The sequence below is a fragment of the Floridaenema evergladense BLCC-F167 genome (assembly GCF_041929205.2).
Taxonomy (GTDB): domain Bacteria; phylum Cyanobacteriota; class Cyanobacteriia; order Cyanobacteriales; family Aerosakkonemataceae; genus Floridanema; species Floridanema evergladense.
Genome location: NZ_CM171625.1, coordinates 5,387,377 through 5,399,503, shown reverse-complemented (window position 1 = coordinate 5,399,503; position 12,127 = coordinate 5,387,377). Strand labels below are relative to the sequence as shown.

The 12,127-nt window shown below is 41.4% G+C and carries 14 protein-coding genes; 9 read left to right on the top strand and 5 right to left on the bottom strand.

All coding sequences use genetic code 11. From position 1 onward, the window contains the following. Positions 1-13: 13 nt before the first annotated feature. The 3 genes from trpS to ACE1CA_RS26035 all read left to right on the top strand — a co-directional run bounded on the left by trpS (position 14) and on the right by ACE1CA_RS26035 (position 3,064). Positions 14-1,021 (top strand): tryptophan--tRNA ligase, encoded by a 1,008-nt coding sequence (gene trpS / locus ACE1CA_RS26045; RefSeq protein ID WP_413276065.1) that lies wholly within the window; start codon positions 14-16, stop codon positions 1,019-1,021. A gap of 23 nt (positions 1,022-1,044) precedes the next feature. Then, complete coding sequence (locus ACE1CA_RS26040) at positions 1,045-1,968, top strand: methylenetetrahydrofolate reductase (protein WP_413276064.1); 924 nt, start codon at positions 1,045-1,047, stop codon at positions 1,966-1,968. Between the two features lie 97 nt (positions 1,969-2,065). Beyond that, entirely contained in the window at positions 2,066-3,064 is a 999-nt protein-coding gene (locus ACE1CA_RS26035; RefSeq protein WP_413276063.1) for an ADP-ribosylglycohydrolase family protein, read from the top strand. A gap of 34 nt (positions 3,065-3,098) precedes the next feature. Here the strand turns inward: ACE1CA_RS26035 and ACE1CA_RS26030 are convergent, their stop codons facing one another. Beyond that, positions 3,099-3,920 (bottom strand): hypothetical protein, encoded by an 822-nt coding sequence (locus tag ACE1CA_RS26030; protein ID WP_413276062.1) that lies wholly within the window; start codon positions 3,918-3,920, stop codon positions 3,099-3,101. 97 nt (positions 3,921-4,017) lie between these two features. Between ACE1CA_RS26030 and cysC the strand changes: the two genes are divergently transcribed. After that, positions 4,018-4,548, top strand: coding sequence for an adenylyl-sulfate kinase (gene cysC / locus ACE1CA_RS26025; protein WP_413276061.1), 531 nt, complete (start codon positions 4,018-4,020; stop codon positions 4,546-4,548). A gap of 92 nt (positions 4,549-4,640) precedes the next feature. On the opposite strand, the gene ACE1CA_RS26020 is transcribed toward cysC, so the two are convergent. Beyond that, positions 4,641-4,883, bottom strand: a complete 243-nt coding sequence (locus ACE1CA_RS26020) for a hypothetical protein (protein ID WP_413276060.1) — start codon at positions 4,881-4,883, stop codon at positions 4,641-4,643. 191 nt (positions 4,884-5,074) lie between these two features. On the opposite strand from ACE1CA_RS26020, the gene ACE1CA_RS26015 reads away from it, so the two are divergent. Both ACE1CA_RS26015 and ACE1CA_RS26010 read left to right on the top strand, forming a co-directional pair. Further along, positions 5,075-5,278: a hypothetical protein gene (locus ACE1CA_RS26015; RefSeq protein ID WP_413276059.1), complete on the top strand. Its 204-nt coding sequence runs from the start codon at positions 5,075-5,077 to the stop codon at positions 5,276-5,278. Positions 5,279-5,389: 111 nt separating this feature from the next. Continuing rightward, on the top strand, positions 5,390-6,976 hold the full coding sequence (locus ACE1CA_RS26010; protein WP_413276058.1) for a B12-binding domain-containing radical SAM protein: 1,587 nt from the start codon (positions 5,390-5,392) through the stop codon (positions 6,974-6,976). Between the two features lie 14 nt (positions 6,977-6,990). On the opposite strand, the gene ACE1CA_RS26005 is transcribed toward ACE1CA_RS26010, so the two are convergent. From ACE1CA_RS26005 to ACE1CA_RS25995, 3 genes are read right to left on the bottom strand one after another with little or no spacing between them, the layout of a single operon-like run. Next, positions 6,991-7,770 carry a photosystem II electron transport protein, Sll1252 family gene (locus ACE1CA_RS26005; protein WP_413276057.1) on the bottom strand — a complete coding sequence of 260 codons (780 nt, stop codon included), beginning with the start codon at positions 7,768-7,770 and terminating at the stop codon, positions 6,991-6,993. A 9-nt stretch (positions 7,771-7,779) separates the two neighbouring features. After that, on the bottom strand, positions 7,780-8,340 hold the full coding sequence (locus ACE1CA_RS26000) for a GNAT family N-acetyltransferase (RefSeq protein WP_413276056.1): 561 nt from the start codon (positions 8,338-8,340) through the stop codon (positions 7,780-7,782). After that, on the bottom strand, positions 8,333-8,845 hold the full coding sequence (locus tag ACE1CA_RS25995; protein ID WP_413276055.1) for a hypothetical protein: 513 nt from the start codon (positions 8,843-8,845) through the stop codon (positions 8,333-8,335). Before ACE1CA_RS25995 ends, ACE1CA_RS26000 begins: the two co-directional genes overlap by 8 nt. Before the next feature lie 14 nt (positions 8,846-8,859). Between ACE1CA_RS25995 and ACE1CA_RS25990 the strand changes: the two genes are divergently transcribed. From ACE1CA_RS25990 to prmA, 3 genes are all read left to right on the top strand, one after another. Then, the gene (locus ACE1CA_RS25990) at positions 8,860-9,021 is read left to right on the top strand and encodes a hypothetical protein (RefSeq protein ID WP_486517542.1); all 162 of its coding nucleotides are present in this window, start codon (positions 8,860-8,862) and stop codon (positions 9,019-9,021) included. Between the two features lie 193 nt (positions 9,022-9,214). After that, positions 9,215-10,795 (top strand): phosphoglycerate dehydrogenase, encoded by a 1,581-nt coding sequence (gene serA / locus ACE1CA_RS25985; protein WP_413278370.1) that lies wholly within the window; start codon positions 9,215-9,217, stop codon positions 10,793-10,795. Positions 10,796-10,901: 106 nt separating this feature from the next. Further along, positions 10,902-11,798, top strand: a complete 897-nt coding sequence (gene prmA, locus ACE1CA_RS25980; RefSeq protein ID WP_413278371.1) for a 50S ribosomal protein L11 methyltransferase — start codon at positions 10,902-10,904, stop codon at positions 11,796-11,798. Positions 11,799-12,127: the final 329 nt, after the last annotated feature.

Sequence of the window (12,127 nt, the reverse complement as noted above, 5' to 3'; positions counted from 1 at the left end):
GTTTAAGAAATTTATGGCGAAACAGCGAGTTCTCTCTGGGGTTCAACCAACTGGCAATCTTCACCTGGGTAACTACCTGGGAGCGATTCGCAATTGGGTAGAAGGACAGAGCGAGTACGATAACTTTTTTTGTGTGGTTGATTTGCACGCGATTACAGTTCCTCACGATCCAGCTACATTGGCGGAGGATACCTATAAAATTGCGGCTTTGTATCTAGCTTGTGGCATAGATTTAAATTATTCGAGTATTTTTATTCAGTCTCATCTTCCCGCTCACAGCGAGTTAACTTGGTTATTAAACTGCATTACGCCTTTAAACTGGTTGCAAGATATGATTCAGTTTAAGGAAAAAGCGGTGAAGCAGGGGGAAAATGTTAATACTGGTTTGTTGGATTATCCGGTATTGATGGCAGCGGATATTTTGCTTTACCAAGCTGATAAAGTGCCTGTAGGTGAAGACCAAAAGCAACATTTAGAATTAACTCGTGATATAGCAGCGCGGTTTAATCATTTGTTTGGTAATGACAAAAAAGTGTTAAAGTTACCCGATCCTTTAATTCGGGCGGAAGGTGCGCGAGTGATGAGTTTGACGGATGGGACAAAGAAAATGTCTAAGTCCGATCCTTCGGAATTGAGTCGAATTAATTTGTTGGATTCGCCAGATGAAATTCAAAAGAAAATTAAGCGCTGTAAAACTGATGCGGTGCGAGGTTTGTCTTTTGATGACTCAGAAAGACCGGAAAGCCGAAATTTGTTAACTTTATATATGCTGCTTTCTGGTAAGACTAAGGAAGAAGTTACAGCGGAATGTGCGGATATGGGTTGGGGTCAGTTTAAGCCTTTGTTAACTGAGACAACGATTAATGCTCTGAAACCGATTCAAGATAAGTATTATGCGGTGATGAATGAATTGGGTTATCTGGAATCTGTGTTGCGCGAAGGGAAGGAAAAGGCGGGTGCGATCGCCAATCAAACCCTAGCAGAAGTCAAAGCCGCAATGGGTTATTCCCAACCTGTTTAAAAAAAATCACAACTGAATGTACCATGCACAGCACGCCATACCTAAAACCTTTAAATTACTTTCGTAACGCTGTTAAAAGCGGAGAATTTTTAATTACCGCTGAAGTTTCACCGCCAAAGGGAGGTGATTCAACTTCGATGCTGAAAATGGCGCAACTTTTAAAAGGTCGAGTTCATGCGGTAAATATTACGGATGGTAGTCGGGCGGTGTTGCGGATGTGCCCTTTAGCCGCTTCAGCTATTTTGTTGCAACATGGGATTGAACCAATATGTCAGGTTGCTTGTCGCGATCGCAATCGCATCGGTTTACAAGCCGATCTCATGGGTGCTAACGCTCTGGGGATTCACAACATTTTAGCCCTGACTGGCGATCCGGTGAAAGCGGGAGATCATCCCGATTGTAAAGCAGTTTTTGATTTAGAATCTGTGCGGTTGCTGCAATTAATCGACAAAATGAATCATGGTTTTGATTGGAATGGTAAACCTTTAACTGATGGTGCGACTGATTTATTTGTTGGTGCAGCTGTCGATCCGCAATCACATAGTTGGTCAGGTTTACAGCGTCGTTTTGAGCGAAAATTACAAGCAGGGGCGCAGTTTTTCCAAAGTCAATTAATTGCGGATTTCGATCGCTTAGAAAAGTTCATGAATCAAATTGCAGCTGGTACTAATAAGCCGATTTTAGCGGGAATTTTCTTAATTAAATCAGCGAAGAATGCCCAATTTTTAAATCGTTGTGTACCGGGAATTGAAATTCCGCAATCGATTGTCGATCGCCTAGCCACCGCCAAAGATCCCTTAAGAGAAGGAATGAAAATTGCCGCAGAACAAGTGCAAATGGCAAAAGGAATTTGTCACGGTGTTCATCTAATGGCAATTAAAAGAGAGGATTTAATTCCCGAAATATTAGATATGGCAGGAATTTCATCTATAGCAAAAAGTGTGTGAAGTCAAGCCTTAAGTTTGTTGTAGCGACTTTAGTCGTATTATTTACATTAAAGGACTAAAGTCCTTACAACAAACCAAACAGTAAGGAAATATTCGCATGGATTTACTAGTAGCGGATAGAATTCGGGGAGTTTTATTTGGTCAAGCAGTAGGAGATGCCCTTGGATTTGGTACTGAATTTCTCTCCCGCGAGCAGGTGAAATTTACTTATCCAAATGGATTAACAGACTATTCTCAAATCAGATACTTTTCCAGAATTACTAATCAATTTGAGCAACTTCAAGATTGGCGATGGCAACCTGGAGATTGGACGGATGATACAGATCAAATGCTGTGTATTCTGGATAGTTTACTAACTTTTCGACAACTGAAGATTCAAGATATTGCTACTCGTTTGCAAAATTGGGCTATTACAGATGGTTTTGGAATTGGTGGGACAGTCAAAACTGTTGTTCATGACACAGAATTTTTGCTTAATCCTCATCTTGTAGCTCAAAAATATTGGGAATCTAAGGATAGAGAATCAGCCGCAAATGGCGGAGTAATGCGAACATCAGTTTTAGGAATTTGGGAATATAAAAATGCTGAAAAAGTGTGGTTTAATGCTGAACAGATATGTCGAATTACTCACGCCGATCCTCGTTGTATAGGCTCATGTGTAGCTGTATGTTTAGCAATTAGTCAACTCATTCAAGGTGTAGAAAATATAAATCAATTAGTGGATTCGATCGCTAATCAAGTTAATTTTTTCCATCCTGAAATCGAAATATACTTTGCCAAAGCAAAAGCAGATTCCCTAGAAGCTTTAGACTTAGATGAAGGTCTTAATCCCAATGAGAAATATACACTAGGCTACACACTAAAAACTTTAGGGGCAGCATTTTGGGCGCTACTTCATGCTTCAACCTTTGCAGAAGGACTTTTGGCAATTATTAATGAAGGAGGAGATGCAGATACAAATGCTGCGGTAGCAGGAGCATTATTAGGAGCAAGGTTTGGTTATCAAAAAATTGAACCTTCTTGGGTGGAAGGCTTAATTTACAAACAAGAGCTATCGGAACGAGTAAATAATCTAATCGAACTTTGCGATTATTAGTAAATTTTCGACTTAACCGAGAAGTCTAATCATCTCAACTACCAAAAGAAGATTGCTCTATTTCCTTAAGTTTTTTCTGAGCAGATAGAAGCAATTGTTGTGCTTCTTGGTAAGCAGTTGTTCCGGTTTTTACTTGCTGTAATTTATCAATAATACTTTGGATTTTGCTAACGATTTGATTGCGATCGCTTCTTCCAGAAGTATTTGCTAGTAAATATTCAATCTCTCGTTTTGCTTCCATTCGCCCTACATTAGCACGCGCCGAGCGAAATTCATCTAAAGTAAAATTCCAGCCAAACCAAAATCTATATTGAGGTTGATAACCTAAAAACCAAACAGGTAAATCATCTAAATGTTTTTGTGCTTGCTTAACTTTTTGTGCTCCTAAAACCAAATCTGCTTGACTAGTTGCTCGATTAACCAGCTGATCTGCTTGTTCTACCAGTACGATCGCTTGTCGGTAATCATAATCCATTTTCATATAACTAGGTAGGAGCAAAATCGGTGCAGTTCGCGCCACAGGCCAACGAATCATCGGATAAGGTAAGTTTAATAGCCAAACCGTGCCAGCACTAACACCTGCAATTCCCACCACCCATTTGATTTTACTCCACGCACCCGGAGGAAGATTAGCTTTAGCAGCTTTTCTGAGAACTTTGTCACTAAAATTGGGGAAAACATCGCTAATTGTATTACGCAGTTCTTCATAAGAAGCTAGATTACCATCTTGTTCTCTCAACCTATTTAATCGTTTTAGGATAATATCTCGCTGCACTTGCAGCAAAGTATCTTTTCCTACACACTTTTCCACTTCTGCACGTAAGATTTTCCCAGCACGATCGGTTAAACGAGACATAATCAGCACCAAACTACTAGAATTATTATTCCCACCTAGCTCAGCCAAAATTTACTGATAAGATAGATTGCCGGATTTTTTTGTGGAAGAGAGACAGATGAAGCGACGTGGTGTTACCGTATGGTTTACTGGTTTAAGTGGTGCGGGGAAAACTACGATTAGCAAGGCGGTGGCACAGGAATTGCGATCGCGAAAATACTTAGTAGAAGTTCTCGACGGAGATATTGTCCGTCAAAACTTAACCAAAGGTTTAGGTTTTAGTAAAGAAGACAGAGACGAAAATATTCGCCGCATTGGTTTTGTCGCGCATTTGTTAACCAGAAATGGTGTAATTGTGTTAGTTTCGGCAATTTCTCCTTATCGGGAAATTCGCCTAGAAGTAAAGTCGAAAATTGGTGATTTTATTGAAGTTTTTGTGAATGCGCCTTTAGAAGTTTGCGAAAAAAGAGATGTTAAAGGACTGTATAAAAAAGCTAGAGCAGGAGAAATTAAACACTTTACCGGAATTGACGATCCTTACGAAGTTCCTACTAATCCAGATGTAGAATGTCACACAGATATAGAAACAGAAGCCGAAAGTGTAGCCAAAGTTTGGCAAAAACTACAAGCCTCTGGTTATCTTGATTAATTAGTTGTTAATTCTGTAGTAATTATTTGTGCTTTTGCAGTAATTACTACTTCATTAAACTCTATTTCTCAATAAATTTACAAATGTAACAATTAAGCGATCGGCTCATTTTTATCCGTAATTTTTGCCCCCACCAAATCAACTAAAGCGTCCCGTTTAAACCTCACTGTGCGGGAAACAGAGATGCGGTAATGGTCAGAAGTGAATACTGATAGCGTAATATTATTAGTTTGACCAGAATCTAGAATGCGTTTCACTGTACAGATCTGCATCTTATTATTGCAGTAAGCAATGATGCGATCGCCCATTTTGATATCCAACGCTTGTATTTTCAATTGTTATTCAACCTCATCAAGGACTTGGCTTAGGTAGCTGTATTTAGCACGACTTTTGCTATCAAGCCCGCGATTTACGATTCCCGTTTACCATACCACATAAATCAAAATTTCTCTATCTCTATCGATAGACGTATTCCTTGTCAAGGGGACTTATACTTAAAACCTAATTAAAATACTGGTTTTTTAAAATGCTAGCTTTATTAACAACTTCGATCGCGTTGCCTCGAAACCTGATTAATGGTCGCCAGCTACGAAGTATTATCCCCACAATGGATCAATCTATGAGCGAGCACCATACTTGTCTTTGCTGCTCAAACATTTTACTGCGTCATATTCGCATGGGAGGTATTTATTGGCGTTGTAGCCACTGTTATCAAGAAATGCCCGTTTAAAAACCGTTGCACAGACAGATTCGGCTGATGGATAAGCTAATACAAGCTGATCTATATTTTGGCATCTGTCGATCGAGAGAGTGAACCGAAACAGCGTTAAGGAGCTAAAGAATGAAAGCATTATTGCTCTATCCTCAGTTTCCCCAGTCCTTTTGGTCTTACGATCGCTTCATGGAAATAGCTGGATTTAAAGCAGTTATTCCACCTTTGGGAATTATTACAGTTGCCGCCCTCCTTCCCAAAGAATGGGAAATTAGATTTTGCGATCGCAACGTTAACCCAGAAACAGACGCAGATTGGCAATGGTGTGACTTAGTTATCCTCTCCGCCATGCTGGTACAGAAACCAGATTTCCACATCCTAATTCAAAAAGCAGTAAAATTAGGCAAAAAAGTCGCAGTTGGTGGCCCCTATCCCACATCTCTTCCCCAAGAAGCCCTTGACTCAGGCGCACACTACCTGATCCTCGATGAAGGGGAAATCACAGTTCCAAACTTTATCGCAGCACTTAATCAAGGCGAAGCGCAAGGAATTTTTCGCGCCTCGGAAAAACCGGATGTCACCCAAAGTCCCATGCCTCGCTTTGATCTCCTGAAACGCGATGCCTACTTTATGATGGCAATTCAGTTTTCTCGCGGTTGTCCCTTCAACTGCGAGTTTTGCGATATCATAACCCTTTACGGTCGCAAACCCCGCACCAAAGAACCGAGTCAAGCAATAGCAGAATTGCAAAAGCTTTATGATTTAGGTTGGCGAGGTTCACTTTTCATCGTTGATGATAACTTTATTGGCAATCAGCGTAACGTCAAACGCTTTTTAAGAGAATTGATTCCTTGGGTAAAACAACACAATTACCCCTTCACTTTCATGACTGAAGCTTCTGTAAATTTAGCAGAAGATGACGAACTGTTAGATTTAATGAATCAAGCCGGATTTTATGCAATATTTCTCGGCATTGAAACCCCAGATCAAGATAGTTTGAAAGTAACTCACAAACTACAAAATACTCGTCATCCCCTGATTGAAGCTTGTCGCAAAATCAATCAGGCAGGTATGCTAATTTATGCAGGATTTATTCTCGGTTTTGATGGCGAACGTTCCGGCGCAGGTGAGCGAATTCAAGCATTTATAGAACAAAGCAGTATTCCTCAACCTATGCTAGGCATTCTCCAAGCTTTACCTAATACTCAATTATGGCATCGCTTGGAAAAAGAACAACGTTTAGTAGAGGGTGTTGGTATTACTAAAGTGGGAGATCAAAATACTTTGATGAATTTTATCCCCACTCGTCCCATCGCTGAAATTGCCAAAGAATATGTCGAAGGTTTCTGGAATTTGTATGAACCAAAAAACTATCTCAAACGCTGTTTTAAGCAATGTCTCAAGATTAATTCGCCAGCAGAACGAAGGCAAACTATGCAATTTCCTTTGGGTAAAGGGTTGCGATTAGTTTCCCAGGTAATCTGGCATCAGGGCATACGCAGACCGGAAATTCGCGGACAATTTTGGCAACAACTATTAACAATTCTGTTAATAAAGCCGCAAGTTCTGAATATGTATTTGGGTTTATGTGCGGCTGGAGAGCATTTTTGGGAGTACCGAGTTTTGGCTAGGGAAAGGATTACTGAACAGTTAGGTTATGACCCGATGAAAGTTTCTGTAAAACCTGATAAAAAACCAATGCTTGTTAGGTCTTGATTTTGATTCGGGATTTACATATACCTGGTCATTTGTACTCGGTAACGGTCTTTTTTCGTGACAGCAATTTCCCCAACTTCTAAACGTCCTTTGCCACGAATTGCGACTAAATCACCTGACTTTAATTGATGACTAGCTTGGGTGATTTCTTTCCAATTAACTCGCACATCACCACCATCAATTAAATCGACCATTTTGCTGCGAGACATTCCAAAACCAGCGGATGCGATCGCATCCAACCGCAAAGAAGCTTCCACCGTTGTTAACTCTTTCTTCTTCGGTTCTTTAATCTTTAATTCGCTGATTTCAATGCGTTGAGTTCGCACCGGAACCGATCGCACTTGTTCCAAATGTGTCTCTAAATATTCCACCATTTCAGGAACTACAATTGCTTGAGCACCTCGTTCCCCCAAAACAATTAAATCACCCGTTTTTTCCCGATTAATTCCACAACCTAACATTGCACCCAAAAAATCTCGGTGAGTTGCCGGATCGAATAAGAAATTACCAGCTATTTCTAAAGCGGCAATTTCTACTTGGGAGATGTCTAAAGGGAGTTCGGAACGGGCGATCGCTAACCGCTGTCTTTCCGCCTGTGGATAGCCACCCCAAGCTAACAAATGCACTTCCGTCAACTTACCAAACATCCGCTGCACTTCTGCCAACTCAGGCGGCGAAAGAAAGTCAGAAAACACAATTTCCCAAGTTTTAATTGCCTGTTCAGCTAAATCAATTACCCTAGCCGCACAGTCTCGATTTTCTACACCTTTTAACAATTCTTCTCTAGGTAACATCAGACGATTTTAGATTTTTGATTGATTCATTAACTGCCATTTCCAAACTTGTGTATCGGGAAGTTCTGGCATTTCTACTAAGTGTAATCGCTCCATGCCCAACTTTTCCAAAATTCGCCTTGAAGCCAAATTATCAACGGGACAATGAGCAACAATTCTCTTTAGTTCTGGGCAAGAAAAAGCCCAATTTACCAAAGCTTCTACCGCTTCAAAAGCATAACCTTGATGGCGATAAGCAGCAAACACCTCATAACCAATTTCTAAACTTCCCGACTCATCAGGTTTACCACCAAAACCCAAATCGCCAATTAACATATTCTCTTGAGTTTGAATCATTAACCAAACACCCCAACCCAACTTTGTGCGATCGTCCACCAGCATTTGAGCATACATTGGTAAAAAATCTTGCACCTCTGCTTTTTGCCAATCTTCCGGTACACCCGCCCCCAAAATTTCAGCTACTCGCGACGGATTAAAAATACTCGCTTCCGCTACTTCCAAAGGGCATGGAATTAACTTTAAGCGTACCGTTTTGATTCGCAAACTGCTGCCGGGATGATTTTTAGACATTTGGTTCTACGTAACCTTGAATATTTTCGGGTTCAAACTGACGGAGAATACTAGTAGCACGACGGGTCAAAGTTTCCGAGCCTTTCACTACAATTAAATATTTACCAGCATTGAGACGATTGCGATAGGGTAAAGCATCACCACCACCAAAGATTAAACCAGTTCCTCCACCAGCAAAAATACTGCCCATTGCGCCTGAGATCGCACCTAAAACCCCACCAATTAAATGATTGCCGATTTCACCAGCCCAAGCAAAGGTATTTAACCCAGTGATGACGCTGAAGGTAGTACCAGCGACAAAACCAAAGGGTACTAACCAAAATGCCATAAATTTAGCTTGTTTAATCGCTTGTTCGTTAGGATCAATTAAACCAAACTCATCGGCACTTTTGTAGCCTTTGCCTAAGATGGTAACTTTATCCATCGCAAAACCTTCTTTTTCTAAAGCAGAGTAAGCTGCTTCCGCCTGAATGCGATCGCTCAAAACAGCAACAAGATAATTCATACACCTAATATATATTGGTTACTTTTATCAGCGTAGCAGTGATGGGAACAGGGAAGATGGGGAGATGGGGAGATGGGGAGATGGGGAGAGATCTAGAGCTAGAAACTCCCCCCATCCCCCTACCTCCCCACCCCCCCACCTCTTCAACTCCCCCCACCCCCTCAATCAAAGCCTAAAAACTTTCTAGCGAATCTCAGTCGGTAATGTCGTTTGCCGCTAGAATGACCTACTGTGAAGATTTTTCATAGTGGCAAAGCAGTACGAGGTAGCAATAACTATACAGTTGAAAAGGTAAAAAAGCTTTGTATGAGCCTTGGAGCCTTCTGCCTTGGAGCCTTCTACCTTCTTATTTAAACTCACTTACTACTCATGTCAAAGGTTCTCGTTTCCGATCCCATAGACCAAGCTGGCATCGACATCTTATCCCAAGTAGCCCAAGTTGATGTAAAAACTGGGCTACCCGCAGAAGAGTTGGTGAGGATCATTCCCGACTATGACGCATTAATGATCCGTTCCGAAACTCGCGTCACCCAAGAAGTGATCGCAGCTGCCAAACAGCTAAAAATTATTGGTCGCGCCGGAGTTGGCGTTGATAATGTAGATGTGCCTGCGGCAACCAGACAAGGTATTGTCGTAGTCAACTCCCCGGAAGGTAACACGATCGCAGCAGCCGAACACGCGATCGCTCTAATGCTATCACTCTCTCGTTCGATCCCCGATGCCAACACCTCAATTAAAAGTGGAAAATGGGAACGTAAACTCTTCGTTGGCACAGAAGTTTACAAAAAAACTCTCGGTATTGTTGGCTTAGGTAAAATAGGCTCTCACGTAGCCGCAGTCGCCAAAACAATGGGGATGAAATTATTAGCATTCGACCCGTTTATTTCTACCGAACGTGCAGAAAACATCGGTTGTCGTTTGGTAGATATGGATCTGCTATTGCGGGAAGCTGATTATATTACCCTGCATATCCCCAAAACTCCCGAAACTACCCACTTGATTAATGCGGAAGCTTTAGCCAAAATGAAACCTACCGCCCGCATTATCAACTGCGCTAGGGGCGGGATTATTGATGAAGTAGCTTTGGCAGAAGCAATTAAAGAAGGTAAAATTGCTGGAGCCGCTTTGGATGTGTTCGAGAAAGAACCTCTGGGTGAGTCGCCATTATGCGCGATGGGTAAACAAGTAATTCTCACTCCCCACTTAGGCGCTTCTACCGCTGAAGCACAGGTGAATGTGGCGATCGATGTCGCCGAACAAATCCGCGATGTATTATTAGGATTACCCGCCCGCAGCGCCGTCAACATCCCCGGTTTGTACCCAGATGTTTTGGAAAAACTCAAGCCTTATCTCCGACTGGCAGAAACTTTGGGCAATTTAGTCAGTCAACTTGCAGGCGGAAGAGTCGAAAGTCTCAACGTCCACTTACAAGGAGAATTGGCAACAAATGACAGTAAACCCATAGTCATCGCTGCTTTAAAAGGTTTGCTTTACCAAGCTTTGCGAGAAAGAGTAAACTACGTCAATGCTGGCATTGAAGCTAAAGAACGAGGTATTCGCGTCATTGAAACCAGAGATAATGCAGTGCGCGACTACGCTGGTTCCTTACACTTAGAAGCGAAGGGATCTTTAGGCGAACACTCGGTTACAGGCGCTTTGTTGGGTGATGGGGAAATTCACATTACAGATATTAATGATTTCCCGATCAATGTTCCGCCAACTCACTATATGTTATTTACTCTGCACCGGGATATGCCAGGAATTATCGGCAAAATCGGTTCTTTACTGGGCAGTTTTAATGTCAATATTGCCAGTATGCAGGTAGGTCGCAAAATTGTGCGCGGTGATGCGGTAATGGTGCTGAGTCTCGACGATCCTTTACCGGAAGGAGTTTTAGATGAAATTCTCAAAGTTCCCGGAATTCGCGATGCTTACACAGTAACTCTGTAAATCCTCAGAATAGTTATGAGTTTTGAATTAACTCAAAACTCATAACTCATAACTTAAAACTATTGTTAAATCGCCTGGGTGTTAATCTGTCGCGTAATTTTGAAACATGGCAAATAGTTGGTGGGAACTACAAATTTTCTGCGATCCAGTTTTAGAAGAAGTAATATTCTGGCGATTAGAAAATTTTGGCTGTCGGGGAACTGCTAGTGAAATTAAAGGAAATCATTGTTTAGTTAAAGGTTACTTACCCCAAGAACAAGCAGAATTATTGGATTTAGCGGCGCTTTCTTTGTGGTTACGTCAAGATGCGCTGGTTTTGGGTTTCTCAATACCTACTATGCAATGGCATTTGATCGATGAGGAAGATTGGTCAAGTAGTTGGAAGGCACATTGGCAACCGCAGGAAATTGGCGATCGCCTTTTAATCAACCCCACTTGGCTACCAGTTCCCACTGACAGCGATCGAATAGTCCTCCGCCTCGATCCCGGCGTAGCTTTTGGTACGGGTAATCATGCTACAACTCAGCTTTGTTTAGAAGCTTTGGAAATGCGCTTAACCGATCCTGAAACTGAGAGTAACTTAATCTTGGCAGATATCGGTTGTGGTTCTGGCATTCTCTCCATTGGCTCGGTGTTACTAGGCGCAGAAAAAGTTTATGCTGTGGATATCGACCCTTTGGCAGTGCGTTCGGCTCGCAGCAATCGCACTCTCAATAATATTAATTCGGAACGGTTAATTGTCGAACAGGGAAGTGTCGATCGAGTAAAACAATTAATCGATCGTCCGGTAGATGGAATTGTCTGCAATATCTTAGCTGAGGTAATTATTGACTTACTGCCGCAGATGAGTGCGATCGTCAAACCTACCAGCTGGGGCATTCTCAGCGGCATTCTGGTAGAACAAGCAAAACCTGTAGCTGATGTTTTAGAAGAACAAGGTTGGATCGTCGCCGCTCTCTGGCGCAGACAAGAATGGTGCTGTTTTAATATTCGTCGGAGCTAAAATAATTTATCTTTTCTCATCGGAATTAGCCGCTCCAGTAAATTTAAGTTTATTGCAAAATTTTGTAATAAAAATCATAATAGTAAAAATAACCGATTATTCAGTCTTATTGAGCTAGAAAAAATCTCTTATCTTAAAATAAATACACACATTGAAGACACTATTATTTACAATCTCCCGGCAAGTAGGATACATTTTGTGCCTAGCAATCAGTTTATAATTAAGACACTATAAAAACAGATTTCATCTATTTAATGTGACACTTGTCACAGAAAGGTCGGCAACCCAGTTACGAAGTAGGTGTATTTTCCTCACCTAAATCGTTTAAT

Bases quoted from the DNA above. Each gene is read 5' to 3' on its own strand.
- trpS (WP_413276065.1), top strand. From the start codon at position 14: ATGGCGAAACAGCGAGTTCTCTCTGGGGTTCAACCAACTGGCAATCTT.
- ACE1CA_RS26040 (WP_413276064.1), top strand. From the start codon at position 1,045: ATGCACAGCACGCCATACCTAAAACCTTTAAATTACTTTCGTAACGCT.
- ACE1CA_RS26035 (WP_413276063.1), top strand. From the start codon at position 2,066: ATGGATTTACTAGTAGCGGATAGAATTCGGGGAGTTTTATTTGGTCAA.
- ACE1CA_RS26030 (WP_413276062.1), bottom strand. From the start codon at position 3,920: ATGTCTCGTTTAACCGATCGTGCTGGGAAAATCTTACGTGCAGAAGTG.
- cysC (WP_413276061.1), top strand. From the start codon at position 4,018: ATGAAGCGACGTGGTGTTACCGTATGGTTTACTGGTTTAAGTGGTGCG.
- ACE1CA_RS26015 (WP_413276059.1), top strand. From the start codon at position 5,075: ATGCTAGCTTTATTAACAACTTCGATCGCGTTGCCTCGAAACCTGATT.
- ACE1CA_RS26010 (WP_413276058.1), top strand. From the start codon at position 5,390: ATGAAAGCATTATTGCTCTATCCTCAGTTTCCCCAGTCCTTTTGGTCT.
- ACE1CA_RS26005 (WP_413276057.1), bottom strand. From the start codon at position 7,770: ATGTTACCTAGAGAAGAATTGTTAAAAGGTGTAGAAAATCGAGACTGT.
- ACE1CA_RS26000 (WP_413276056.1), bottom strand. From the start codon at position 8,340: ATGTCTAAAAATCATCCCGGCAGCAGTTTGCGAATCAAAACGGTACGC.
- ACE1CA_RS25995 (WP_413276055.1), bottom strand. From the start codon at position 8,845: ATGAATTATCTTGTTGCTGTTTTGAGCGATCGCATTCAGGCGGAAGCA.
- serA (WP_413278370.1), top strand. From the start codon at position 9,215: ATGTCAAAGGTTCTCGTTTCCGATCCCATAGACCAAGCTGGCATCGAC.
- prmA (WP_413278371.1), top strand. From the start codon at position 10,902: ATGGCAAATAGTTGGTGGGAACTACAAATTTTCTGCGATCCAGTTTTA.